The organism is Hymenobacter sp. DG01 (assembly GCF_006352025.1).
Lineage (GTDB): Bacteria > Bacteroidota > Bacteroidia > Cytophagales > Hymenobacteraceae > Hymenobacter.
Map to the genome: position 1 here is coordinate 3979473 of NZ_CP040936.1, position 25250 is coordinate 4004722.

Consider the following 25250-nt stretch of genomic DNA (forward strand, 5'->3'; position numbering starts at 1 on the left):
CCCCAGCCCACTACTCCCTACCCCTTTATATGCCATGAACCCTTACCTCCACCGCGGAAGTAAGGGTTCATGGCATATAAAGGGGTAGAAAGTAAGAGAATCAGTGTGGTTCTACACTCTCTATTGTCCTTACTCGGAAGGAGGATCACACCCGCAGCACCGGGAAGCGGGCCTGCACCAGCATGTATAGGCCGTAGGCCATGAGCCCCAGAGCTACCACGGCCAGCACGACCGGACCCATGGAGGCTAGCAGGTCGAAGGCTTCGTCGGTGGTGCCCACGGCCTCGGCGCGCGACTGTTGGCCCGCCTGCAGGAAAAAGTAGCCGATAATGCCCATTACGATGCCCCGGGCCGTGTACCCTACCTGACCCGTGCGATATACTACCTGCTGTTGGTTTGCAGGCAACCCGCTGGCATTCACATGCTTATGAAACTTGCCGGAATAAGCCCGATAGATCTGATAGATGCCGCCCCCGATGATAGCCAGGCCGAGGGCCATGATGATCCACTCGCCGCCGGGCCAGCCCAGCACCTTGGCCGTGAAAGTTTGCTGCCCGTTGCCGCCGGAGCTGGCCGTGCCGTCCATGGCTAGCTGGGCGGCAAACCAGGCCAGGCTACCATATAGCAGGCCGCTGCCTGCGTAGCCTAGGCGCCGCCCGATGCCTTTCGCGCCGGAGCCTTTGTCTTCGGTGTCCATTAGGGCCTGCGTGAAGCGCCACACGATGTAGCCCACCAAGCCAAACGCCACTAAACCAAGCAGCACCTGGCCGCCGGGTAGGTCCTGCAAGGTCTGGACGGCTTGTTTTTTATCGGCGGTCTGGCCGCCTTTCTGGCCCGAAGCGGCCAGCAGGGCCAGCAGGCCCATTAGGAGGTACACGATGCCTTTGGCCGCGAAGCCAAAGCGGGCCAGGGCCCGAATGCCCGAGGAAGGCGAGGTCGGGACGGCGGAAAGAATAGAGTTGGAAGTAGTCATGGAATGGCAGGGTTGGATGAAGTACAGCCAACTCTACGCACGAAAGCTCAGCCAGGGTTAGTTTGCGCCGCGGCAGAGTGCGCCAGCAGCCCCGGCGGCTGATAAATACGGGCACCCCGCCGGATAAGCCCCGCATTTTCAGGCAGGTTCAGGGTCACGATGGGCTTATTGCGAGCCGCCTCGCTCTGCAGCAGCCGCTCCAGGTTGCCGCCCGGCCTGACGTAAGGAATGAAAAAACGGTCGGCCAGGTCGGCCAGGAGCAAGTCCCGAATGTCGGAGGTTTCCTGGGTAACGGTGCTGACGCTGGGCTCAAAGGGTGATACGAACAGCAATCGGCCTAGCTGAATATCCCGCTCGTACTCAAACTGCACCGTAGGCTGAATGCCCCGCCCCAGCACATACACAATGGGCTGCAGCACATCCTGCCGCAAAAACCGAAATACCGATTGCTCCATCCGGGAGTTAAAGCCCGATACCACGCAGTAGCCTAGCTGACGCTGCTCCATGGCCCATAGGTAAGTGGTACGCTCAATACTGACGGGGTACTGACGGGAGCACAAAAGCGCCGTTTTCGGCAACCGCAGCAGCGCCGTATTTCCCACCATCCGAAGTTCTTCCGCCGACGTCCTCATAACACCTGTCTGATGTTAAGTTATAAATTATTATTCAATTAATTATATAAATGTGTTAAATAGAGGGTAGTAACTAAGGAGTGAAACAAAGACTTCGGGCGATGGAAAAACAGATAATGAGCAGAGAACCGGCTCGGGTACCACTGATCAGTACGTTGACTTTCCATTAACAGCGAATTTCACTGGCAAACCGAGTCGGCCCTCAGGCTAGTGGCAAGGCTGGTGAAGCAGCACAGGAGAAGTGCCGGGCTGCCGGGTTGCAGGCTACGGCGGGGGTAGCAAAAAGCAGCTGGCGCACAGGAGTAATCTGCCCTGCATTCAGTATCATTGACTATTGCTGTGGACCTCTATTCCGATGGATGATTTAAGAACTACCCTGAGTACATTTTCTACTGATGAGCGCAAAGAGTTTCGGCAATTTATTCAGCGGCAGCGGCGTAAGCAGAAAGGCCGCATGGATGTGCGCCTCTGCGACTTGCTGCTGCACCAGAAGGAATACACCACCGAGGAGCTGCTGACCCGACTCTACCCCGAGGAGCCCAACGCAGTGGCCTACTACGCCCTGCGCAAGCGCCTCATGCGCCACCTCACCGACTACCTGCTGCTGCGCCAGCGCCAGCAAGACCCCACGGCGGCCTCCTCAGTACGCGGGCTGCTTACCCTGGCCCAGTATCTGTTCGAGGTGGGCGTGCCGCGCCTGGCCTGGAGCACGGCGCGCAAGGCCGAAAAGCTGGCCTGCCAGAACGAACAGTACGAACTGCTGAACACCGTATATAACCTCCAGATTGCCCAGGCCGGCAGCAAGTACGCCGATGACCTGCTGGACATTATTCAGCGCCGCAACCTCAACAAAAAAGCCGCCGACGAGGAGGAGCGCGCCAACATTGCCGATAGCCTCATTCGGCAGCGGCTGCGGCAGGCGCGAGTAAAAGGCCGGGCCGGCGAGTCGTTTGATACCATTCTGCAGGACGTGTTGCGCGAGTATGATCTGCAGGAAGCCTTTGCCCGGCGCCCGGCCCTGCTTTACCGGCTCATGTCCATTGCCCGGGCGGCCATGCTGGTGCGCCGCGACTACCTCTCGTTTGCGCCCTTCGTGATGCGCTGCTACCACCTCATGGAGAAGCGCCACGGCTTTCAGCCGGCCCACCGTGAGGCCCAGCTGGGGCTGCTCTACATGATTGCGCACTCCCTGTACCGCACCCGCCGTTTCCGCGAATCGGTGGAGTACCTGGAGCGGCTGCGGGCGGTGCTGGAAAGCGGACCCAAGCTGGAATCGACGGGGCTGCGGGCGCGCTACACCTTCCTGCTGGCCGCCAACTACGCCTTCCTGCGCCGCAACGCCGACAGCATCCGGCTGCTGGAAGACATTCTGCGCACTCCGCTGGCACCCCGCGACCAGCTCACGGCCCGGCTGGGCTTGGGCTTTCATTACTTCGCCGAAGGGCAGTTTCAGAAAACCAACCAGGCCTTGCTGGGCATCGGCCGCACCGACCACTGGTGCGAGCAGGAAATGGGGGTAGAGTGGGTGCTCAACCGCAACATGGGCGAGATGCTGACCCAACTGGAGCTTGGTAACCCCGATCTGGCCCTGAACCGCCTGCGCGCCATTGAGCGGCTGATTAAAGAACGGTTCGGGCCCGATGGCGGCGGCTACGCCGCTGTGCTCTACTACCTGCAGCTGGTACGCGACATCGTGGATGAGCCAGAGCTAGCCCGCACGTCGGCCTTTGCCGAGCGGGCCGCTCAAATTCCGTCCTTCGTGCCCCTGGAGCAGGAAGACTTACAGGCCCTGAGCTTCTACAGCTGGCTTAAAGCCCGTATTCAGTCCCGGCCTTACTATGAGGTGCTGCTGGAACTGGCCGGCGCCACTGAAGCGGTGCCAGCGGGGTAGTAAGTATTCTAAGAACGTCATGTCGAGACATCTTGCGTGCTGGTGTTCGCCTCACCCCCGGCCCCCTCTCCAAGGGGAGAGGGGGAGTGAGTAGCACTGCAACGTCAGCCAAGCGAGATGTCTCGACAAGCTCGACATGACGTTCTTTGAGCAGTATCTGCCTACCCCTAAAAACCCAAAAGCCCCGGCTGGTAGCAACCGGGGCTTTTTCTAATAATCCGAAACGAAGAGCTAGTCGTTCTTGGTAGCGGCGTTGATTTCAGCTTTGGCGTCGGCGGCAGCTTCTTTCGATTCGGCTTTCACTTCGGCAGCGGCGGCTTCGGTTTTGGCTTCGGCTTTATCAGCGGCGTTTTCGATGGCGTCACCGGCTTTGTCGGCGGCAGCTTCGGTTTCGTTAGCGGCGTTGGTGGCTTCAGCCGAGGCAGCGTCGCCTACGTGTTCAGCGGCAGCTTCGGTGTGCTCACCAGCGGCTTCAGCGTTTTCTTTGCCTTCCTGGGTGCAGGAAGTGGCGGAGAAAGCAACGGCGGCAGCAACAAACAGGGACTTGAAGAGGGTTTTCATGAGGGTGTGTAGAAGAAGGTAAGTGGAGATGAAGCACAACAGCTGGCGTTGTACAGAGCTTAATAGCTGAGCTTTGGGAAGGTAACCCGCACCTCATCGAAAGATTTCTTCCGTGCTTTGCGGCCCCAACTTCCGGCCTGGTGGCGCGTACTGCCGCCTACCCCTTTTCCTTGCTCAAAGCCGCCTTTCATGCGTTTTCGATTTCTCCTGCTGGCCTGTTTGCTCTTCGCTACCCACTTGGCCGTGGCCCAGGCCAACGACGGCTTTCAGCGGCGCGACGGCAGCATGTACCTCATCCGAAACGGTGAAACCCGCCCCATGACCCGCGACGTGCGCCTGCCCAACGGCCGCCTCATCACCCGCGACGGTTTTGTGGTAGCCCGCGATGGGAAGCGCACGGAGCTGAAGGATGGGCAAGGCTGCACCCTACTCGGCGAGCCGGTAACCATCCGGCCGCAGCCCGATGGCCGGCTGCTATTGGCCACCAGTGTGGCCCCGCGCCCTGTCGCTCCGGCAGCCCCTGTCAGCTACTCAGAGGCTGTTTGGCGCTGGCTGGAGGGTAGGGGAAAAGGCAAAGGACGGGGCAGAGGCAAAGGCCACGAGAAGTTTAAGCATAAGCACAAACACGACGATGATTGAGCCCTGGCGGTAGGTCAGTCTTTCACTTCGTCGCCGTCCCTATCAATAAAGAACGTGCGCCCTTGCTGCGTTACGCGGGCCCGGCCCTGGGCGTCAAAGTCGGTGGCGCTGGCGTATCGCCCAAAAGGAGCCGTTCCCACGGTAGTATCCGCTAAGTATTCGGGCCGGATGAAGGTGAAGTAGCCTTTGGTTTTTATCCGGGCCAAGTCTTGGTCAAACGAATACGCTTCCTGAAAGATGACCGGGCTGGAAGCCGGCTCATCGGGGCCGCTGATGTAGTGCCAGCCCCGGTAGTCGAGCACGGCGGCGTAACCCCCGGCGAAGTCGCGGGCAGCGTAGTAGTAAGCCCCGAATTCCTCACCCCCTGTGTCTATAAAGGTGTAGGCTTTGCCGACCCGGGCCCGGGCGAAACCGCCTGAGTACGGGTATAGGGCATCGTAGGCGGGCTTGATGATTTCCGTGCCATCATCCTGCACGAAGCCAAACACTCCGTTCAGTTCTACCACCGCCTTCCCCTGGTGGAAAGTATCAATGCGGGCGTAGCGGGCCGGTAACAGGGTATCACCATCGGGTGTGAGCAGGCCATAGCGACCCTGCTGCTGAAAAGGAACCGGCGCTTCCGGGTCTCCGCAACGGGTAATGCCCACGGCCAATAGCACGGCCAGCAGCCCACCACCTGCTACATAGGCAAGCTGGCGCGGCTGGCGGCGTACCTGAGCTGCCCAGGGCGCTATACCGCTGCTCAGTCGGCGCAGGGCCGGCCGCCACCGGTTGAGACCAGCCAGAAACTGCTGCCGCGCTTCGGCGGGCCGCCCAAACTGCGGGCGGCGGGGCGGCGCTGCCGGACCGGTAGGGTTTGCCGGACTAACGGGGGTAGCACTGGTAGCAGGTTCTTCAACAGCTGCTGGCATTGGTGAGGTTGCAGCTGGTTCAGGGGGTAGGGTGGGGGGATGCGGTACCGGCGGGACGGTAGCGGCGCTGCCCGGCGGCAGCACGGTTGGGGCCGAAGAAAGGCGCTCAATCAGGTTTTCCAGCTGTTGAATCTTGCTGCCCAGCTCCTGGTTGCGGCGCTCCAACTCCTGTCGATACGCCTGAATAGATGCTTCCAGCGCGGCTTTCTCGCGTTTTTCGGCGGCCAGTTGTTGCTGCAGGTCGGGGGCTTCGGTGGCGGCCACGGGGGTAGCGGCCAGCTGCTGCTGCAGTTGGGCAATGCGCTGCTCCCGCTCGGTTTCGCGGGTTTCCATGGCCTGTAGCTGCTGGCTGAGGTCGGCCTGCAGGCTAGTGCGCAGCTGTTCCAGCTCCTGCTTTTCCTGGCTGCGCGCTTCCAGGTCCACCTCATAACCGGTGGTGCGCCGGTCCAGCTCATCCACATCCTCCGCCCCCAGCCACCGCCACAACTGCCCCGCCTTCTGCCGAAACAACGTTGCGGGTCCTGCCGCCTCAGCTAGCGAGGCGGTAGGGGGTAGGGGGCTGTCAACCGGTGCTACCTCGTTATCCAAAGCAAACCCCAGGCTCTGACACAGCTGCTCCAAGTCAGTGGGCGTCAGGTCGATTTCGGGGGAAGCCAGCTGGGCCAGGCGGCGGGTGAAACGGGCCGGGTCGGGCAGCAAATGGAAGGTAGAAGCAGCGGGCACGGCGGCCATGCGCGCTTCTACCTCCGGCCCAAACCGCACGGGGGCGCCAAACAGCACCAGCCCGGTAGTAAACTGCAGGTTGGCGGCCTCAGGCGGGAGGTGCGGCGTGAGGTAGGCAACCAAAGCGGCCCGCTGCTGCTCGAAGCGGTTGAAGGGGTTTTCGGCGTCGTCGGGGAGTTCCAGCGGAGCGCCATCGAGCAGCCACGTACCCGTGCGTAAATCCGGAATGTGGAGCAGGCCGCCCGTAGGTATCAGCTGCAGAACCGTAATACTGCGCGGGCGTACCACCACGGCATCCAGCCGGTAGTCGGGGCGGGTGGCATCGGGGGCTATGTTGCCCAGCAGCACCGTGTACGGCGCTCCGGCCTCGGCGCGCAGGGCGGCGGCCACCGCCTCAAACTGCTGCTGTCGGGTGGGAGAAGAAAAAGGAGCCGATAGGTAGGTGTGCAGCATAGGGTAATAGAAGAAGCGCAATAACGCGGCCATAACTGGCCGCGCCGGGTTGTACGACCGTTTCCTGATTGGGGTGTGCCAACTTTTCCGCGCCGGGGCAAGTATAGACGTTTACCTCTCCCTCAACCCTAGCTTTCCCTTTTATTATGGATTCCACCGCCTCAACTCCCCAAACTCCGCCTACCCCTTCCGTGCCGCTCGACGTTACGGATCAGCAAAATTCGGCCCTGCTGGAAGATACCCTGAACCTGCTCAACGCCGGCGCCCCCGACAAAGCTGGGGAAAAAGGCCTGGCCGAAATTGACCGGTGGGCCGAAGTGCTGCGCGCCTCTGAGCGCCCCGGCCTGGCCAAAATCATTCAGGAGCTTTCTAACCTGCGCGAGCAACTCAGCTCCTCCGATGCCGAGGCACACGACATAGCCGAAACGCTGGCTACCCTGGGCGCCGAAACCTCCAAAGTAGCCGACGAAACCTCCGACGGCTACAGCGCCCCGCTGGCTCAGCTGGGCAAACTGCTCATCAAGCTCGGCTCCACCCTCTCGCGCTAAGCCGCTTCCGCCGAAGTCTGACAACGTAAAAAGCCCTGACTTACACGGTCAGGGCTTTTTGGGTTCAGGCCAAACAATAGGGTAGGCGAAAGGTATTCACCTCTTCCGGCGGGTGCGCCGTACTTTTGCAGCCTTATTCCAGTACCTATGTCTGAAATTCAGCCTCTCGACGACCTCACGCTGTACGACCCCTTCGAGGGGATGCGCTTCACGATGCACCGCTGCTTCCTGTGCGGCACGCCCACTACCCCCCCGCAGGACACCATACCGGTTTTCGCCGATTGGCTGATGACGCGCTACAACCTGCGGGAGCGGCAGATGAAGCTACTGGATATGAGCATTGTGCAGTATCAGGATCTGCGGATTGCCTGCTGCCCCAAGTGCCGGACCCAGCACGTTGAGCCCCTGGAAGCCCGCATGGAAGTGGCCGCCGAGAAGGGGGTAGCCGGTTTTCGGGAGGTGGATGAGCAGACCCTGTTTTTGTGGCTGGGCAAGATGTTCTATGGTATTCTGGTCACGGAACTGCTCACAGAGCTCGATCCGTTGGCCAAGCCGCAGTATCCGCTGGCCGAAAACGCCCTGCTGCTGAGGCGCTTCCAGGCGTTCTTTCAGCCCTTACAGGCCTTGCGGGTGCCCATGGAGTACGATGATTTCACGCCCGCTTCCATCTTTGTTCTGGAAGCCGACCCGCGCGAGGATACCATGCCCTTTGAGTATGATGACGACCTGAGTACCATGGGGTTCAGCATCAAGCTCGGGAATGCCGTGCTGGTAGCCTGCCTTGTCGATAACGGTATTATTCAGCAGGCCATGCGCCGCGTGTACCAGGATGCTTACCGCCCCCTGCACCCCGTGCAGATTGCGGAGTTCAAGGCCCGGGTGTACTATGCCGCGTACATCCTCAACGTCATCCCCGACTACTACCCCCGCGCCGTGCGGCCGGGTGATACGGAAGTCGTGATGGACACGCTGATAGACGACGTAACGACCTCTATTTTCAACCCTTGGGAAAATAGCGCCTACGGACAATCGTTGCTGGAAATGTGGAAACGGTGGCAGATCCCGCTGGAGGAAATTCTGCGCAACCCGGCCGAGCCGCTTACCTTCCTGTATGATGCGGATGGGCAGCCCCAGGTGCTGGAGCACTTCCCTCGGAAGGCCGGGTAGGAAAAGGAGTGTCGCCTAACCCGGTTGCCAGGTGGGTTCTTCGGCGTACTTGGTAAGCTTGATGTTGGTCCAGCGTCCTTCGAAGCCGGCTTTTTTCTTGCATTCCCGCTCACTCACCAGCACATCTACGGCGTGGCGGTGGCGGCGGTTCATGGTGTCGTGAATGACGTACACGCCGTCGAGGTCGGCAGAAATACCGCGTACACGGACCTTTTCGCCGTAGCGGAAGGGGCCACCCCACTTGTCAAGCAGGTCGCGGGAAACGGCCAGCCAGCGGGTTTTGCTGGAGTGGCGCTCTGGAATGATGGAGCCGTCAGCGGTTTCCATCGGGTTGTCATCGGTCTGGGCCTGTTCGGGCCAGTAGGTAGTAGCCGTAACGCGGTACGACAGCGTCTTGGGCGTCTTTTTTACGGACATCACCGGCAGCGCAATGGCTACCGGACGGGGGCTAAGCGTTGCCACGGTTGAAGGCAAGGCCAAGGCAGGGACAGAAATAGTGCGGGGCGGGAATAGGAAGGTCAGTAGGAATAAGGCAATGGACATGACGTTTGGGTTCGTGAACTCTCGCTTTGGTCCGGAGAGGATGGACAGCCGGCCCGACTCGGCTAAGGGTAGAGCGCCATCTGGATTAGCAGAAGAAAAACGCCCTTAAGAGTATAGTAAGCGGCTTTATAGGCCGAAAACAGACGCAAATAGCAGGTGAAACGGAGTTAAATATAGATAATTATAATAATTATTTGTACTTACAACATGATGTCATTTTGAAGGGCTCAAAGGTAAGGACTTTTTTCTAAATGGGTTTTTCAGGTATTGCTAATAAATTTAGTCAAAAAAGTATCAAGTAATTCCGATATAGTTTGGCCGCTTACGGTGGTTGCCGGTTCAGGGTTATAGACGGGGTAGGAACCTGCCCATGATCAGGACGTATGGGAAAGCGGGGGAGCCTGACGGCTTCTCGTCTGCTCTCTTTTCCTTAACCAACCCTTACTGTTCATGCTATATCGTTTCCTGCCTACTCCTGCTACCCAGGCCCTGGGCCTAAGCCTGCTGGCGGGCCTGCTGCTCAGCGCCTGCTCCTCGCCCGACAAACCCGCCCAAGGCGCTGCGGTAGCTTCAGGTTCCTCCGACTCAGCGGCTACGGCCGCGCCAGTAGCCCCGGCCAACTCGCCCCTACAAGTGGTGGCGCAGTTCCGGGAGCCCCAGATTGTAGGCGTGGCCGTGACGCCCGATGGCCGGGTGTTCGGCGACTTTCCGCGCTGGGACGATAACCCGGTAAACGCCATTGCCGAAATCATGCCCGATGGCTCCGTGAAAGGCTACCCCGATGCCAACTGGAACCTCTGGAACGAAACCGTCCGCAACGAGCCCCAGAAGCACTGGATCTGCCCCCAGAGCGTACACGCCGATAAAACCGGCATGCTGTGGGTGCTCGATCCGGCCTCGCCCGGCATCAAAGGCACGGTGCCCGGCGGCCCCAAGCTGGTCAAAATCGACCCCAAGACCGATAAGGTGGTGCAAAACATCAGCATCCCGGAAAGTGTGGCCTCGCGCAAGTCCTACCTCAACGATGTCCGCATTGATACCCAGAATCAGTACGCTTACATCACCGAGTCGGGGGTAGGGAGCCTAGTGGTCGTGGATCTGAAGTCGGGGAAGTCGCGCAAGCTGCTGGCCCAGCACCCTTCCATGCTGGCCGATACTACCCTCAACATCAAGGCCGACGGGCACGAATTGATTGACCCCAGCGGCAATAAGGCCCGCTTCAACGCCGACGGCATTGCCCTGAGCCAGGACCTGCAGTATCTCTACTGGAAGCCCCTGACCAGCTACAAGCTCTACCGCATCAAAACTGAAGCCCTGCGCAATCCGGCTCTGTCGGATGCCCAGCTGGCCAAGCAGATTGAGGATCTGGGCAAGGTTCCCGCCTGCGACGGAATGGAAATTGATGCGGCTAATAACGTGTATCTGACCGCTTTTGAGGATCACTCCATCAAGCGCCGCACCCCCGATGGCAAGATTGAAACGGTAGTGCAGGACCCGCGCCTGGAATGGCCCGATACGTTTGCCTTCTCCGGCGATGGTAAAACTCTGTACATCACCAACTCGGCCATTCACAATACGCCTACCTGGAACAGAGGCATTGGCAAGCAGGATCAGCCGTACCACATCTTCAAGATGGCTCTTTTCAAGTAGCCCTACCCCATAATTCTGTGAAAAGCCGTTCCGGATAAAAGGGGGCGGCTTTTCTTTTTATCCCTAGATTAGGCGTTTCGGTTCACTTAAAAACTATAAATCATTTTATGTGGTTGATAGATAGGTTTATTTGAACATGCGCATATCAGTTTTAGCTTTTTAATCAACCTATTTACATTTGCTCTGACACCACCAGCTCCCACCGCATGGATGCTTACTCTTACATCGCCAATGCACATGGCGAATACATTGACCAGCTTTATCAGTCGTACAAAGCCGATCCACAATCGGTTGACGTAAGCTGGCAGAAATTCTTTGAAGGCTTCGACTTCGCCCAGCAGTACCCCGAAGGTGGGGTAGGGCAGGCCGATGGCGAAGGCGTACTGACTACGCCCGCAAGCACCAATGGCGCTCCGCAGGTGCGTGCCGTGGATACGGTTGCCGCCGACAAGGAAACGCAGGTACGCAACCTGATTCATGCCTACCGCAGCCGCGGCCACCTGGTGGCCCGCACCAACCCGGTGCGTGAGCGAAAAGACCGCAAAGCCCGCCTGAACCTGCAGGACTTTGGCCTGAGCGACGCCGACCTGGACACTAAGTTCAAGAACGGCGAAGTGCTGGGCCTGGGCACCGAAGCCACCCTGCGCGACATCGTATCGGCGCTGCAGAAGATTTACACGCGCACCATCGGGTTCGAGTACATGTACATCCGCGACCCGCAGGTGCTCGACTGGTTCCGCACGAAGGTGGAGAAGGACTCGCTGAGCTTCAATCCTGGCGTGGAGTACAAGAAGCGCATCCTGAGCAAGCTCAACGAGGCCGTTGTCTTCGAGAACTTCCTGCATACTAAATTTCTGGGCCAGAAGCGCTTTTCGCTGGAAGGCGGTGAAACTACTATTCCGGCCCTCGACGCCATCATTCGGAAGGGTGCTGAGCTGGGCGTGGAGGAAGTGATGATTGGTATGGCCCACCGCGGCCGCCTGAACGTGCTGGCCAACATCATGGGTAAAACCTACGAGCAGATCTTCTCGGAATTCGAGGGCACTGCCGTACCGGACCTGACCATGGGCGACGGCGACGTGAAGTACCACATGGGCTACAGTAGCCAGGTAGATGCCGGTGGCCGCAGCGTGAACCTGAAACTGGCGCCTAACCCCTCCCACCTAGAGGCGGTGAACCCGGTAGTAGAAGGCTTCGTGCGCGCCAAGCTCGACCACGGCTACCAGAACGACTATAATAAGGTGTTGCCCATCCTGATTCACGGCGATGCCGCCGTGGCCGGGCAGGGCATTGGGTACGAGGTAACGCAGATGTCGCAGCTGGAAGGCTACAAGACGGGCGGCACCGTACACTTTGTCATCAACAACCAGGTAGGCTTTACCACCGACTTCGAAGACGCCCGCTCCTCTATCTACAGCACCGACCTAGCGAAGATTATCGACGCGCCGGTGGTGCACGTAAACGGCGACGACCCCGAAGCCGTGGTATTTGCCGTGCAACTCGCCACTGAGTACCGGCAGCAGTTTCACGCCGATATCTTTATTGATATGGTGTGCTACCGTCGCCACGGTCACAACGAGTCCGACGAGCCTAAATTCACCCAGCCCACGCTGTACAACCTCATCAGCAAGCACCAGAACCCCCGCGAGGTGTACAATGCTATGCTGGTAGAGCGCGGCGACGTGGACAAGGAGCTAGCTAACCAGATGGACCGCGAGTTCCGCGACCTGCTCCAGGCCCGCCTCGATATGGTGAAGCAGAAGCCCCTGCCCTACAACTACCAGGCCCTCGAAAACGAATGGCGCAGCCTGCGCCGCTCCAAGCCCGAGGACTTCGACCAGTCGCCGGCTACCGGTATCAGTGAGGAGCTGGTGCAGAAGGTAGGCACGGCGCTTACTACCCTGCCCGAGGGCTTCAAACCCCTGAAGCAGATTGACAACCTGATGAAGGAGCGTAAGAAGATGTTCTTCGAAACGCGCGTCCTCAACTGGGCCGCCGGCGAGCTGCTGGCTTATGGTTCGTTGCTGGCCGAAAAGCACATTGTGCGCCTAAGTGGCCAGGATGTGCAGCGCGGCACGTTCTCGCATCGCCACGCCGTCCTGCACGACGCCGAAACCTCCGCGCCCTACAACTCTTTGAACTACATCGAGGAGGGTCAGGAGAAGCTGAACATCTACAACTCGCTGCTGAGTGAGTATGGGGTGTTGGGCTTTGAGTTCGGCTACGCCATGGCCAACCCCACGGCCCTTGTGATTTGGGAAGCTCAGTTCGGCGACTTCGCCAACGGCGCCCAGACCATGATTGACCAGTTCGTGGTGTCGTCGGAAAGTAAGTGGCAGCGCATGAACGGCCTGGTAATGCTCCTGCCCCACGGCTACGAAGGCCAGGGCCCGGAGCACTCCAACGCCCGCCCCGAGCGTTTCCTGCAGCTGGCGGCCGAAAACAACATCGTGGTAGCCAACATGACCACGCCGGCCAACTTCTTCCACGCCCTGCGTCGTCAGCTGACCTGGGAGTTCCGCAAGCCGCTGGTGGTAATGTCGCCCAAGTCCATGCTGCGCCACCCGCTGTGCGTGTCGCCGGTGGAGGAGTTCACCTCCGGTACTTTCCGCGAAGTGCTCGGTGACGTGTACGCCGAGGACAAGAAGGTGAAGCGCGTATTGCTGTGCTCGGGCAAGGTATATTTTGATTTGCTGGAAGAGCAGCAGAACTCGCAGCGTAAGGATGTGGCCATCGTGCGCCTGGAACAGCTGCACCCCTTCCCCAAAAAGCAACTGGACGCTGAGCTAGCAAAGTATCCCAAAGCCAAGGTGTACTGGGTACAAGAGGAGCCCGAAAACATGGGTTACTGGAACTACCTGCTCCGCTTCATGCGCCGCGAGCTGGAAGATGTGATTTCGCGCAAGCCTTCGGCCTCGCCGGCTACCGGCTACAACAAGGTGCACGTGAAGGAGCAAAAGGACCTCGTGGCCCGCGCCTTCGACAAGCCCCGCGAAGAGGTAGCCGATACCGTTATCAAGGAAACCGCCGCCAACGCGCAAAAAACCGATTAAGCAGGCAGCCTGCCGGCCCCAGAGGCGTATGCTGATAAGGCCGGCAGGCAACGCAGAGTCGATAGTCGTTCAGGAACGTAAGCTGCCTGGCTTGCGCTACTACCCACCGAAACCCTTCAAAATTCCCACCTATGGGTCTGGAAATTAAAATCCCCGCCGTCGGCGAGTCTATCACCGAAGTTACTATTGCCAAATGGCTGAAAGCTGATGGCGACACGGTAAAGCGCGACGAAATTATTGCCGAGCTGGAGTCGGATAAGGCTACCTTCGAGCTGCCCGCCGAAGCCGATGGCGTATTGCAAATCCGCGTGGCGGAAGGTGAAACCATTGGCATTGGGACTACCATTGCTGAGATTAGCGGCGATGGCGCCGCTAGCGCCCCGGCTGCACCTGCAGCCGCGCCAGCAGCCAGTGCTCCTGCCCAAAGCAGCGCTGACCCTGTGACCCAAGGCGAGCAAAACCCCCAAGCCAGCAACCAAAGCGGCTACGGCGGCTCGCAGGCTGGTTCGGCTGATATGGCTACGGCCGCTGCTCCAGCCGCTGGCGGCGCAACTTCGGGTGGCGGTGCTACGGTGGAAATGAAGATTCCGGCCGTGGGTGAGTCCATCACGGAAGTGACGGTTGCCAAGTGGCTGAAGGAAGACGGCGCCCAAGTACAGCGCGACGAAATTATTGCTGAGCTGGAATCGGACAAGGCTACGTTTGAGCTGCCTGCCGAGGGTAGCGGTACCCTGCGCCACGCCGCCAAGGAAGGCGAAACCATTGGTATTGGGGCTACCATTGCCCGCATTGAAGGGGGTAGCGGTGCTGCTCCGGCTGCTTCGGCCCCGGCCGCTGCACCTGCTGCCACCAGCCAGGCTGCTTCGTCGGCTCCGGCTACCTCCAGCGCTACGAGCTACGCTACCGGCACGCCGTCGCCGGCCGCTGGTAAAATCCTGGGTGAGAAAGGCATCAACCCCGCCGACGTGCAAGGCTCCGGTCGGGATGGTCGCATCACGAAGGAAGACGCCCAGAATGCCCTGGCTAAGCCGGCTGCCCCGGCTCCGGCTGCTACCCCTGCCGCGCCGGCCAAAGCTCCTGCAGCTCCTGCCCAGGCGGCTCCGGCTGCTAGTGGCAACCGCAACCAGCGCCGCGAGCGGATGAGCAACCTGCGCAAAACGGTGTCGCGCCGTCTGGTGTCAGTGAAGAATGAGACGGCTATGCTGACCACCTTCAACGAGGTGAACATGCAGCCCATCATGGATCTGCGCAACAAGTTCAAGGACAAGTTCAAGGAGAAGCACTCGGTAGGCCTCGGCTTCATGTCCTTCTTCACCAAGGCCGTGTGCGTAGCCCTGAAAGAATGGCCCGCCGTGAATGCCCAGATTGATGGCACTGACATCGTGTACAACGACTTCTGCGACATCAGCATTGCCGTATCGGCCCCGAAAGGGCTGGTGGTGCCGGTAATCCGCAATGCCGAGGAATTGTCATTCGACGGTATCGAGAAAGAAATTGTGCGTCTGGCTACCCTGGCCCGCGACAACAAGCTCACCATCGAGCAGATGACCGGCGGCACGTTCACCATCACCAACGGTGGTGTGTTCGGTTCTATGATGAGCACCCCGATCATCAACGCGCCGCAGTCGGCTATTCTGGGTATGCACAACATCGTGCAGCGCCCCGTAGCCGAAAACGGTCAGGTGGTAATCCGCCCCATGATGTACCTGGCCCTGAGCTACGACCACCGCATCATCGACGGCCGCGAGTCGGTGTCGTTCCTGGTGCGCGTGAAAGAACTGCTCGAAGACCCCACCCGTCTGCTGCTGGGCGTGTAAGTTGATTCGCTTGTAGAAAAGCCGTGTTTCCAACTGGAAGCACGGCTTTTTTATGTGATGCACCCACGGTACACCACGCCCGCAAGAACTTTACTGGCCGGCGGTAGCCTCTTGCCATAACGCAAAAAAGCCCTCTGGGACAAACCAGGGGGCTTTTCAGCGGGTGGGTGGGGTGGGTGGGAAGTGCGGAAGGAGTGGGAAACGGGATGGATGTAAAAGCGGGGTAGGAGGCTATGCGCCGCGGGACGAAGAAGCCAGCGTAGCCACTTTGTGCTTAGCTTCCTCAGCCTTGGAACCGGCGAATTTCTCGTCAACGGTGCGCTTCAGCAAAGAAACCCAACGCTGGAAAAGCGGGCCCTGGGCCGGCAGCGCCGAGTGCAGGGGTACCATTTCGCCTTCCTGGTAGCGGGTGGTGCCCAGCAGCGCCGTGCTCCAATAGTCGTACATGGAGGTGAGGTGGCGGGGCCAGTGCACGCGTGCTACGGCGTTGCACAGGGGGCCCAGCAGCTCGTCTTCATTGGCCATGCTGAAGGCGGTATCCACCAGCGTCTTGATGTCACCTTCGGTGCGCAGATCGGGGAGGGTAGGGGTAGTAGCCATACGGTTTTGGTAGGACTGGTGGATACGCAGCGAATTTACGCAAGTTGCGTGATATTCGCCGTGTAGCGAAAAATATTTTTCTGATTCTGCGAAAGAATGTTTCTTCGCCCTGATTGACAGCCTGCTAAGGTACTTTACCGATAAAAAGTTTCATAACAGATTCAGCGGATTTTGGGCTTGCTGGATACGATACTCGAAAATGGAAGCAAGGTTACCCGCTTTGTGCAAGGCTTCATCAGCTTTCGGGCCACTGAAGTGAGCCTCAATGGTTTCCACAAATAAATTCAGCCACCGGTGGAAATGGCGGCTGTCCACGGGCAGGGCCAGGTGCTTCGGGAAGGGCCGACCCCGGTAGCGGCCGGTGCCCAGCAGCAGGCTGCTCCAGAAATCGTACATAGTAGCCAGGTGGCGCGGCCAGTGGTCCTGCACTACGCCTTCGAAGATGGGCCCTATGAGGTCATCGGATTGTACGCGGCTGTAAAAAGCATCAACCAGCAGCCGGATGTCGTCTTCGGTTTGGATATCGGGCAGGTTTTCAGACATGGTACTTCTAACGCAAAAGGCCCGGTTGCGGCTAGTCAGGCGGGCAAGGGATGGTGGATGGATGGTATCACTCGTTTAGTAAGGCTGTCATTCCTCGGCTACGCTCGGAATGACGTTCCCTCTTTACCATTCGCTAAGCCTAATGAGGTTTGGGCACACGAAGGGGGTAGGAGGCCAGCTGCTTAGGTAGTTTTTACGGGTCGGCGGCCGCCCAGCACCACCAGGGCCACGGCCAGCACGATCAGGCCGGCACCGCCCAGCATGCCCGCGTTCAGGGTTTCGCCGGCGAAGGCCCAGCCCAGCAGCACGGCCACCACTGGGTTTACGAAAGCGTAAGTGCCGGCCAGAGCAGGCTCCACGACCCGCAGCAGCCAGATATAAGCCGTGAAAGCCACAATCGACCCGAACGTAACCAGGTAGGCGTAGGCCCCCCACGATTTGGCCGTTACCTGAGCCAGTTGGAAGCCTTGTGCCTCACCGCGCAGCAGGCCTACCACCAGCATCACCAGCCCGCCGCACAGCATCTGCATTCCGCCCGAGAGGAAGGGCGAGGGGGTGGGCTGGTGCCGTTTGGAGTAGAGGGAGCCAATGGCCCACACCAGCGCGGCCGTAAGTACCAGCCCCATGCCCAGGGCCTCGTGGCCGGGCAGGGCTACGTGGCTGGCGCCCGGAGTGCGGGCCAGCAGGTACACGCCACCCATGCCGCACACCAGGCCCAGGACCACGGCCGGGGTAGGGCGCTGGGCTACCCCGCTCCACCAGCCCAATACCGCCAGAAACATGGGCACCGTGGCTACCAGCAGGGCCGCCAGCCCCGAGGGAACGTACTGCTCGCCCAGGGTCACGCCGCCGTTGCCGAAAGCCAGCAGACAGATACCGATAACCAGCGCCACGCCCCAGCCCCGCCAGGTAGGGGCCGGCTCGCCGCGCAGGCGCATAAAGATGTAGAGCACGGCTCCGGCCAGGGCATAGCGGCTGCCAGCCATCAGCAGGGGCGGCATCGAGTCGATGGCGAAGCGGATGCCCAGGTAGGTTGAGCCCCAGATCAGGTACACGGCGGCAAAGGCCAGCAGCAGGGAAACGCGGGAAGGAGTGGTATTGACAGACATAGCCAGAAGAGAAACCGGCCGCAAACCTACGGGAAGTAAGAACAAGGTTTGGCCTCGGTAGGGGGGTAGGCCGCCGAACTGGGTTTCTGCCGGGGCCTGATGGAGCGTAGCCGCTCCGGCCTTATGCGGCGCTTCCTTCGGAATACCGTTCTTTACTTTCTCTACCCTTACTGTTTGCCCGTGCGTTTCTTTTCTGCTTTGCTTACGGCCGGCCTGCTCGGTCTGGCCCCCGCTTCCTCGGCGCAGCTCATGCAGCCGAAGTCGTTGTTTACCCGCGCCGATTCGCTGCGGGGGCACCTCTCGCCCCTGCGCGCCTGCTACGACGTTAACTACTACCACCTCGATGTGCAGCTGGACGTGGCCCGCAAGACCCTCCGGGGCTCCAACCTGTTCCGCTTCACGGCCACCCAGGATTTCAGCCGCCTGCAGTTCGATCTGTTTGCCAACCTGAAGGTGGAGAAGGTGGAATACCAGGGCAAGCCTGTGCCGTTTACCCGCGAGGCTAATGCCGTGTTCGTCACGTTTCCTACCCCCATCCGGCAGGGCAACCGCGCCGAGTTTACGGTGTACTATGCCGGCCAGCCCACCGAGGCCAAGAACGCACCCTGGGACGGTGGCCTCGTCTTCACTCAGGACAGCAAGGGCAAGCCTTGGGTTGCCACGGCCTGCCAGGGGGTAGGGGCCAGCATCTGGTGGCCCACCAAAGACCACCAATCCGACGAGCCAGACTCCATGCTCATCAGCGTGACGGTGCCCAAGGGCCTGAAAGACATTTCGAACGGACGCCTGCGCAAAACCACTTCGCTCAGGGGCGGTGCCACCCGCTTCGACTGGTTTGTGAGTAACCCCATCAACAACTACGATGTGGCCCTGAACGTGGGCGACTACACCCACTTCGCCGATGAGTACGCCGGCGAGAAAGGCAAGCTCACGCTCGACTATTGGGTGCTGCCAGAAAACCTGGCCAAAGCCAAAACCCAGTTTGCGGCCAACGTAAAGCCTATGCTCAAATCAATGGAGAACTGGTTCGGGCCCTACCCCTTCTACGAAGACGGATTCAAACTGGTAGAAACGCCTCACCTGGGCATGGAGCACCAGAGCGCCGTAGCCTACGGTAACAAGTACCTGAACGGCTACCTGGGCAAAGACCGCTCAGAAACCGGCTGGGGCCTGAAGTGGGACTTCATCATTATCCATGAAAGCGGGCACGAGTGGTTCGGCAACAACATCACCGCCCAGGACATTGCCGATATGTGGATTCACGAGAGCTTCACTACCTACTCCGAGGCCCTGTTCGTGGAAAGCCAGTTCGGCAAGGATGCGACCCACCAGTACATCCACGGCCAGCGCCGCAACATCCAGAACGATGGGCCCATCATTGGGCCTTATGAGGTAAACAAGGAGGGCTCATCCGACATGTACGACAAGGGCAGCAACCTGCTCCACCTCATCCGGACGGCTTACGTACCCGACGATGCCCGGTGGGGGGAGCTACTGCGCGGTCTTTCGCGCACCTTCTACCACCAAACCGTAACTACGGCACAAGTAGTAGGCTACTTCAACCAGCAGCTCGGCCAGGACCTGACGCCCATCTTCGACCAGTACCTGCGCCACGCCGGCCTCCCTACCCTGGAGGTGCGCTTCAATGCCCAGGGTCAGCCCCTGGCCCGTTGGGTTGCCAGCGTGCCCGGGTTCAACCTGCCTGCCCGCTTGCGTACGGCCGGCGGCGAGTACCGTACCGTGCCCCTCACTACCTCCTTCCAGCCCCTGAACCTGCCCGGCCTCACCCGCACCAACCTGGAAGTGGACACCCTGAACTATTACATCGGAGTGCTGGTGGAATAGCCGGCTCCTCATCGAAACCAAGAAAACAGAGCTATTCTCAAATTGGATTTAGTTAATCCGAATTTGGGACAGGGCGTTGGCTTGACTTGAAGTGGATAGATTAAAAATAGGTTAATTTTACAGTTGAAGCCGCACTAATTCTGCTGGCGTGTGGTTTGCTTGGCTTCCTGGCTCAGCTGTACTGTCCGCAAGCGCTAGGCTTTGGGTCGGATATTGTAAGTAGATTTTGAATTTTATCTGGCTGTCTGATGCTACCGCCGGCCTGCTGAGCACTGAGCTCAGAAGCGGGCGGGGAGTAGGCCTCCGGTAAGTAACAGGTTTTTAGCGAAGCAATTCTATTCCGTCAGACTATGGTAGCACCGTCAGTCCCGATCAATTGCCAGGGCTGTCCGCATCACGGGCAGTCGTTGCTAGGAGCCTGCCAACACAATGAGCTGAACCTGATTGCCGCCGGTAAGCTCCACCAGTCGTACCATAAGGGCCAGGTGATTTTCCAGCAAGGCAGCCGTCCGGGCGGGATTTACTGCATACACCAGGGGAAGGTGAAAATCTCAAAGATCAGCGCCGACGGGAAGGAGCAGATTGTGCGCCTGGCCAAGGAGGGTGATGTGCTGGGCTACCGGTCCCTGATGATGGGCGGCAACTTCTCTACCGCCGCTACCGCTCTCACCGACTGTGTGGTGTGCCTGGTGCCCCGCGCCGATTTCTTCAGCATCATCAGCCAGAATCCGCAGTTTTCTCAGGCCCTCATGCGCCTGCTGGCCCAGGCCCTGGGCGAAACCGAGGAGCGCCTGCTGCACACGGCCTATAAGCCCGTGCGCGAGCGGCTGGCCGAGGCCCTGCTGATGCTGCACAGCCTGTTTCACCCTGGCACCGACGCCCGCTTCAGCATCCCTATCTCCCGCGACGACCTGGCTGCCCTGATGGGTACGGCCAAAGAAACCGCCAGCCGCCTGCTCTCGGAGCTGCGGGAAGAGGGGCTGGTTGTAACACAAGGCAGCCGAATCACGGTGCTGGATGTGGCACGCCTGCGCCAGGTAGCCACTATGTACAGCTAGTTTTGGGCAAGTCCGCGAAAAATTGTTGCAGAGGCAAAACCAGAAATTATCCAAATCCGTATAGCCCCACGCAAATAAAAAAGCGTGGGGCTATTTGTTTTAGCCGGGGATAGAGAGTAAGTTAGAGGAAATTGTATTATAGTGTTCCTAAAATGGGTTCCCAGTATGGAAAGCGTGGGAATAATTTAATAAATATCATTTTTTAAGTTGATGTCAATCATTTTTTAGAGGGGTGAATCAGGGGAAATTTGTGGAGTAAGTCAGCCTGTGTTCGGTTATGTTTTGCCGGGTTCAAGGCGTCTCACACAAGTTTTATTACTACTTCTTTTACGTCGCCGGATAGCAGGCCAACGCGTGGGCTGGGGCAGGGTGGCAGAAGAGGAACAGGCGGCTTGTGCGGAATGGCTTTTTCACTTCCTCATCTCCATAGTTTCATCAACTTAATAGCATGGCTTACTCAGTTAACAACCCCGCCGGAAAAGTAATTGACGGTATTCTGCAGGATCTGCCGGGCCTGATGGCCGTGGCCGTGGTAGATACGAACTCAGGCATGAGCCTGGCCTCGCACTCCAACACGCCCTCCATCAACCCTGACACGGCCGCTGCTTACAACACCGAAGTAGTAAAGCAAAAGCAGAAGGCCATGGCCGCCCTCAAGCTTCAGGGCGAAGCCATTGAGGACATCCTCATTACCCTCTCCAACCAGATTCACCTGCTGAAACTGACCGAGAACAACAAGTTTATCTACTTGGTAGTGAACTCCCGCGACACCAACCTGGCTATTGCCCGCGAGGTGCTGCGCTCCCACGCCGGCAACCTCAACTAAACCCCACGCAGCGGCTAACGCAACGGCACGGGAGCGGCAGGCCCACCAGCGGCCTGCCGCTCCGGATGCCGACCTGTAGTGGTGGGCGGCGGCCCGGTAACCGGTTGACATCTGGCGGCAGCGTATGGCTGCGCGGCCGGATGGCAACGCTTTTCGTGGGCAAATCTTCATGCAACTACCCTTTCTGAATCGGCTACAAGGCCTGACCGGGCCGGTAGTCAACAAGATTGTCTCGTCTGGGGGGGCGGCGGGACCCGAGCGGCTGACCGCCGAGCGGATTCTGCAGCACGTGCTGGCAGGGCTGCCAGAGCTGGTCGCGGCCGCCGTGGTGCAGGTAGAGAGCAGCCAGGCCCTGGCTACTTATACCACCGCCCGCGAGTTCAACTTAAGCAAAGTGCTCGGCCACAACGCCGAGGTTATCCGGCAGCAGCGCCTGGCGCTGGCTGCCTTGCGCCTGCCAGCCGAGGAGCAGCTGGAAGAAGTGCTGATTACGCTCCAGACCCAACTACACTTATTGCGGCTGCTCCCCGACGGGCGCCGGTTTCTCTATGTGGTCGTGGATTGCCGAGACACCAACCTGGGTATTGCCCGGGAAGTGATGCGCACCTGCGAGGACTAAGGCAACCCGGGACGGGTAGGGGTGGTAGCGGCTATCTTTTTCATCTCTCACCCTTTTATCCCACTGCATGTCATGAAACTTACTGCTTCTCCTTTTGATCCGCAAACCGGCGAGCTGTTGCCCGTGTACCAGGATGCCTACCTGCGCGGCGACCTGAGCAAGGCCTCGGCCCGGGCCGTGGAAGAATACCTGCGCCGCGACGCCGACCAGGCCCACGGTACGCTCACGCGCTGGCAGCAGCTGCAGGCCGCCGAAGAGGCTGGCTCGGCTCCTACCTGGGTGCAGAAACAGATTCAGTATATCCGGGCCGAGCCCGTACGCTTCCGCCGCCGCGCTACCACGCTGGTTGCCTCGGCCGTGCTGGTAGGCACCGTGGTTTTCGCGGGCACCAGCCTGCCCACCGAGCGCACCCCCACCGACAACCTGCCCACCGACGTAGCTACTACGGAAGTGCTGGAAGCCGGCGCTTCGGCTGAAATGGCCTCCTCGGCGGCTTCTATGCGCATGATTACCGTGCGTGGCATCATTAAGGGCGAAAACGGTAAGCCCCTGGTAGGCGCTACCGTAATCCAGCCCGGCAGCCTGCGTGGGGTATCAACCAACGCTGAGGGCGAGTACGTGCTGGCCGTTCCGGCCGGTACTACCTCCCTGAAGTATGGCTATGGTGGCTACCAGGATGAAGAAGTGGCCGTAAAGGGCTCCCGCACCGCCGACGTAACCCTGCTGCCCCGCCAGCAGAAAAAGCGCTGGCTGATTTTCTAGGCGTTTTCTGCGCCTGGGTACTTAGTAGATAGAGTTAGTGAAGCCGAAATCCTACCGCCGAAAAGCCTCTCACCGTACGCTGCGCAAACCCGTTCCGGAGTTCAACGTCCCGGACCCGGTAGCCACTGAAGTAGTGGAAAACGTACGGGCTGAGCTGCCCCAGCTGCTGGCCGTGGCCGTGGTGGACGTGGAGTCGGGAGCCTGCCTGGCGGCCCATTCCAACTCGCCCGCCATCGACCCCAGCACGGCCGCGGCCTACAACGCGGAAGTGGTCAGGCAGAAGCAGAAAGCCATGGCGGCCCTGGCGCTGGTCGATGAGCACATCGAGGACATTCTCGTGACGCTTTCCAGCCAGCTGCATCTGCTCCAGCTGACTGCCACCGGCGACCGGCTGATTTACCTCGTGGTGAAGGCCCAGGATACCAGCCTGGCCCTGGCCCGCGAGGTGCTGCGCGGGCAGGTAAGCCAGCTGGAGCTGGTAGCCGGCTAAATTAACGGAGGTATGATGATGCAAAAGCTCCTCTTCTGGATTCAGAAGAGGAGCTTTTGCGCTTAGAAACTATCAGGCTGCGGCTCTACCGCTAAGCAGATCAGGAACCAGGCCCGAGCTTAGATCTGGGCCGCGCCCCCATCTACAAACAGCTCAATGCCCGTGATAAAGCTGCTCTCATCGGAGGCGAGGAAGGAGGCGGCTTTAGCTATTTCGTCGGGGTCGCCGAGGCGGCCGAGGGGTACGGTACTCGCCAGGTTGGCTTTGAGCTGTTCCGTTTCCTGGGGCGTGCTGACCAGACTATCCAGGGCGGGCGTAGCAATAGGACCGGGGCTGAGGGCATTCACCCGAATCTTACGCTGCTTCAGGTCTGTTGTCCAGGTGCGGGCGAAGGAGCGGACCGCCGCCTTGGTAGCGCTGTACACGCTAAAGGCCTCACTGCCCTTGATGGACGTAATGGAGGCGTTCAGGATAATGGAGCTTCCATCCTTGAGCAGGGGTAGGGCCTTCTGCACTGTGAACACCAGCCCCTTTACATTGCTGTTAAAGGTCTTGTCGTAGTGCTCTTCCGTGATGGCGCCCAGGGGAACGAACTCGCCGCCCCCGGCATTGGCAAACACAATATCGAGGGTGCCTTTCTCGGCTTGTACGGTAGCGAATAGGCGGTCAAGGTCGGCGAGGTTGGCTACGTCGCCCTGCACGCCTGTTACGTTGCGGCCTATTTGCCGCACGGCGGCATCCAGCTCCTGCTGGCGGCGGCCGGTAATGAACACGTAGGCACCTTCTTCTACGAATCGTTTGGCCGTAGCCAGGCCAATACCGCTGTTTCCGCCCGTGATAACGGCAACTTTTCCTTCTAGCTTTTTCATGTAGGTGTCCTCAGGAATGAGGAAATGATCTGGGAGTTTGGTAACCCGCGGGCTTAATTTCCGCAGGGAATAAAAGCGGGTGGCGTAACCACCCATCCGCAGTCAGCCGCTGATCAGGTCGGCTTTCCGTGGCAAACAAAGCAGGGGTTACTAGCAGCTTGAATGCGTTTGTTACGCAAAGGAACTGCTGATAGTGTACATTAGTTACTAATGGATAGTAAGTTTGCGTAGAAACTAGTTACAAGCACGTTACTAGTAACCTCAAGGTAACCAGCATGAAAAACGACCAGATGCTAAGCTCCTCCTGCTCCATGACGCGCACCATGGGCATCCTCGGCGGAAAATGGAAACCCCTCATTATTTGGGGCATAGGCCAGCGCCGTATCCGGTTCGGGCAGCTGGCGGCGCACATCCCGCTCATATCGCGCAAGGTGCTGGCCGAGCAGCTGAAGGAGCTGGAAGAATCTGGCCTGATTCTGCGCGAAGCCTTCAATGAGGTGCCGCCCCGCGTGGACTATTCCCTCACCGAAAACGGCCTGCGCCTGCTGCCCATCCTCAAATCCCTCAGCGACTGGACCAGCAGCTGTGAGGCTACTACCGCGTCAGCTACACCGATTGTCTTGGCTAAACAAGGCAACTAAGCATTGATGCGGGTTGCTCTCCTTAGGAGGGGTAGGGGCGATAGATAATTGTTAAATGGTTTACTTCTGCCCGTCATGTCGAGCTTGCCGAGACATCTCGCGTGCTGATGTTGCTTTAGTAATCCAACGTCAGCACGCGAGATGTCTCGACAAGCTCGACATGACGTTCTGGTTGGTCGTGATGTTCCGGTCGTTTTACTGTCACCGTTTCAGGCTAGTCAACTACCCTACCCCCCCTTCTTAGCTCTAACCTCTCAATCTAGTAGAACCTGACCTTGGTCAGCATTTCACAATTTCTCTACCTCACAACTTCGGCTTGCCTACCTT

At 59.3% G+C, this 25250-nt stretch carries 23 protein-coding genes; 14 read left to right on the top strand and 9 right to left on the bottom strand.

Annotation, left to right across the window (positions count from 1 at the left end):
- Window positions 1-145: 145 nt before the first annotated feature.
- Window positions 146-973: a DUF1206 domain-containing protein gene (locus FGZ14_RS16920; protein ID WP_139925374.1), complete on the bottom strand. Its 828-nt coding sequence runs from the start codon at window positions 971-973 to the stop codon at window positions 146-148.
- A 47-nt stretch (window positions 974-1020) separates the two neighbouring features.
- The gene (locus FGZ14_RS16925; RefSeq protein ID WP_139925375.1) at window positions 1021-1479 is read right to left on the bottom strand and encodes a hypothetical protein; all 459 of its coding nucleotides are present in this window, start codon (window positions 1477-1479) and stop codon (window positions 1021-1023) included.
- Window positions 1480-1960: 481 nt separating this feature from the next.
- On the opposite strand from FGZ14_RS16925, the gene FGZ14_RS16930 reads away from it, so the two are divergent.
- Window positions 1961-3496, top strand: a complete 1536-nt coding sequence (locus FGZ14_RS16930; protein ID WP_139925376.1) for a hypothetical protein — start codon at window positions 1961-1963, stop codon at window positions 3494-3496.
- A gap of 231 nt (window positions 3497-3727) precedes the next feature.
- Here FGZ14_RS16930 and FGZ14_RS16935 read toward each other — a convergent pair whose 3' ends face one another.
- Window positions 3728-4057, bottom strand: coding sequence for a hypothetical protein (locus FGZ14_RS16935; protein ID WP_139925377.1), 330 nt, complete (start codon window positions 4055-4057; stop codon window positions 3728-3730).
- 189 nt (window positions 4058-4246) lie between these two features.
- Between FGZ14_RS16935 and FGZ14_RS16940 the strand changes: the two genes are divergently transcribed.
- Window positions 4247-4696 carry a DUF6799 domain-containing protein gene (locus FGZ14_RS16940; protein ID WP_139925378.1) on the top strand — a complete coding sequence of 150 codons (450 nt, stop codon included), beginning with the start codon at window positions 4247-4249 and terminating at the stop codon, window positions 4694-4696.
- A gap of 14 nt (window positions 4697-4710) precedes the next feature.
- Here FGZ14_RS16940 and FGZ14_RS16945 read toward each other — a convergent pair whose 3' ends face one another.
- Window positions 4711-6783 (bottom strand): WG repeat-containing protein, encoded by a 2073-nt coding sequence (locus FGZ14_RS16945; protein ID WP_180754394.1) that lies wholly within the window; start codon window positions 6781-6783, stop codon window positions 4711-4713.
- A 146-nt stretch (window positions 6784-6929) separates the two neighbouring features.
- On the opposite strand from FGZ14_RS16945, the gene FGZ14_RS16950 reads away from it, so the two are divergent.
- Together FGZ14_RS16950 and FGZ14_RS16955 are read left to right on the top strand one after the other, a co-directional pair.
- Complete coding sequence (locus tag FGZ14_RS16950) at window positions 6930-7331, top strand: hypothetical protein (protein WP_139925380.1); 402 nt, start codon at window positions 6930-6932, stop codon at window positions 7329-7331.
- Between the two features lie 147 nt (window positions 7332-7478).
- A complete protein-coding gene (locus tag FGZ14_RS16955) occupies window positions 7479-8498 on the top strand; it encodes a hypothetical protein (protein WP_139925381.1) in 1020 nt (339 codons plus the stop codon).
- A gap of 15 nt (window positions 8499-8513) precedes the next feature.
- Here FGZ14_RS16955 and FGZ14_RS16960 read toward each other — a convergent pair whose 3' ends face one another.
- A complete protein-coding gene (locus FGZ14_RS16960) occupies window positions 8514-9041 on the bottom strand; it encodes a hypothetical protein (RefSeq protein WP_139925382.1) in 528 nt (175 codons plus the stop codon).
- 450 nt (window positions 9042-9491) lie between these two features.
- Between FGZ14_RS16960 and FGZ14_RS16965 the strand changes: the two genes are divergently transcribed.
- The 3 genes from FGZ14_RS16965 to odhB all read left to right on the top strand — a co-directional run bounded on the left by FGZ14_RS16965 (window position 9492) and on the right by odhB (window position 15561).
- Entirely contained in the window at window positions 9492-10691 is a 1200-nt protein-coding gene (locus FGZ14_RS16965; RefSeq protein ID WP_139925383.1) for an SMP-30/gluconolactonase/LRE family protein, read from the top strand.
- A 206-nt stretch (window positions 10692-10897) separates the two neighbouring features.
- Entirely contained in the window at window positions 10898-13744 is a 2847-nt protein-coding gene (locus FGZ14_RS16970) for a 2-oxoglutarate dehydrogenase E1 component (RefSeq protein ID WP_139925384.1), read from the top strand.
- Between the two features lie 131 nt (window positions 13745-13875).
- Entirely contained in the window at window positions 13876-15561 is a 1686-nt protein-coding gene (gene odhB / locus FGZ14_RS16975) for a 2-oxoglutarate dehydrogenase complex dihydrolipoyllysine-residue succinyltransferase (protein WP_139925385.1), read from the top strand.
- Window positions 15562-15792: 231 nt separating this feature from the next.
- On the opposite strand, the gene FGZ14_RS16980 is transcribed toward odhB, so the two are convergent.
- The 3 genes from FGZ14_RS16980 to yedA form a co-directional block, all read right to left on the bottom strand.
- Entirely contained in the window at window positions 15793-16161 is a 369-nt protein-coding gene (locus tag FGZ14_RS16980) for a group III truncated hemoglobin (RefSeq protein WP_139925386.1), read from the bottom strand.
- Window positions 16162-16311: 150 nt separating this feature from the next.
- Window positions 16312-16704, bottom strand: coding sequence for a group III truncated hemoglobin (locus FGZ14_RS16985; RefSeq protein WP_139925387.1), 393 nt, complete (start codon window positions 16702-16704; stop codon window positions 16312-16314).
- Window positions 16705-16886: 182 nt separating this feature from the next.
- A complete protein-coding gene (yedA, locus tag FGZ14_RS16990) occupies window positions 16887-17813 on the bottom strand; it encodes a drug/metabolite exporter YedA (protein ID WP_139925388.1) in 927 nt (308 codons plus the stop codon).
- A 180-nt stretch (window positions 17814-17993) separates the two neighbouring features.
- Between yedA and FGZ14_RS16995 the strand changes: the two genes are divergently transcribed.
- From FGZ14_RS16995 to FGZ14_RS17020, 6 genes are all read left to right on the top strand, one after another.
- A complete protein-coding gene (locus FGZ14_RS16995; RefSeq protein WP_257883258.1) occupies window positions 17994-19658 on the top strand; it encodes a M1 family metallopeptidase in 1665 nt (554 codons plus the stop codon).
- Between the two features lie 350 nt (window positions 19659-20008).
- On the top strand, window positions 20009-20716 hold the full coding sequence (locus FGZ14_RS17000; protein ID WP_139925390.1) for a Crp/Fnr family transcriptional regulator: 708 nt from the start codon (window positions 20009-20011) through the stop codon (window positions 20714-20716).
- A 448-nt stretch (window positions 20717-21164) separates the two neighbouring features.
- Window positions 21165-21542 carry a hypothetical protein gene (locus FGZ14_RS17005; RefSeq protein ID WP_139925391.1) on the top strand — a complete coding sequence of 126 codons (378 nt, stop codon included), beginning with the start codon at window positions 21165-21167 and terminating at the stop codon, window positions 21540-21542.
- A gap of 169 nt (window positions 21543-21711) precedes the next feature.
- On the top strand, window positions 21712-22161 hold the full coding sequence (locus FGZ14_RS17010) for a hypothetical protein (RefSeq protein WP_139925392.1): 450 nt from the start codon (window positions 21712-21714) through the stop codon (window positions 22159-22161).
- A 72-nt stretch (window positions 22162-22233) separates the two neighbouring features.
- Window positions 22234-22923, top strand: coding sequence for a carboxypeptidase-like regulatory domain-containing protein (locus FGZ14_RS17015; RefSeq protein ID WP_139925393.1), 690 nt, complete (start codon window positions 22234-22236; stop codon window positions 22921-22923).
- A gap of 37 nt (window positions 22924-22960) precedes the next feature.
- Window positions 22961-23413: a hypothetical protein gene (locus tag FGZ14_RS17020; protein WP_257883259.1), complete on the top strand. Its 453-nt coding sequence runs from the start codon at window positions 22961-22963 to the stop codon at window positions 23411-23413.
- Between the two features lie 119 nt (window positions 23414-23532).
- Here the strand turns inward: FGZ14_RS17020 and FGZ14_RS17025 are convergent, their stop codons facing one another.
- Window positions 23533-24282: a glucose 1-dehydrogenase gene (locus FGZ14_RS17025; RefSeq protein ID WP_139925394.1), complete on the bottom strand. Its 750-nt coding sequence runs from the start codon at window positions 24280-24282 to the stop codon at window positions 23533-23535.
- A gap of 275 nt (window positions 24283-24557) precedes the next feature.
- Between FGZ14_RS17025 and FGZ14_RS17030 the strand changes: the two genes are divergently transcribed.
- Window positions 24558-24923, top strand: a complete 366-nt coding sequence (locus FGZ14_RS17030; protein WP_139925395.1) for a helix-turn-helix domain-containing protein — start codon at window positions 24558-24560, stop codon at window positions 24921-24923.
- The last annotated feature ends 327 nt before the right edge of the window (window positions 24924-25250 follow it).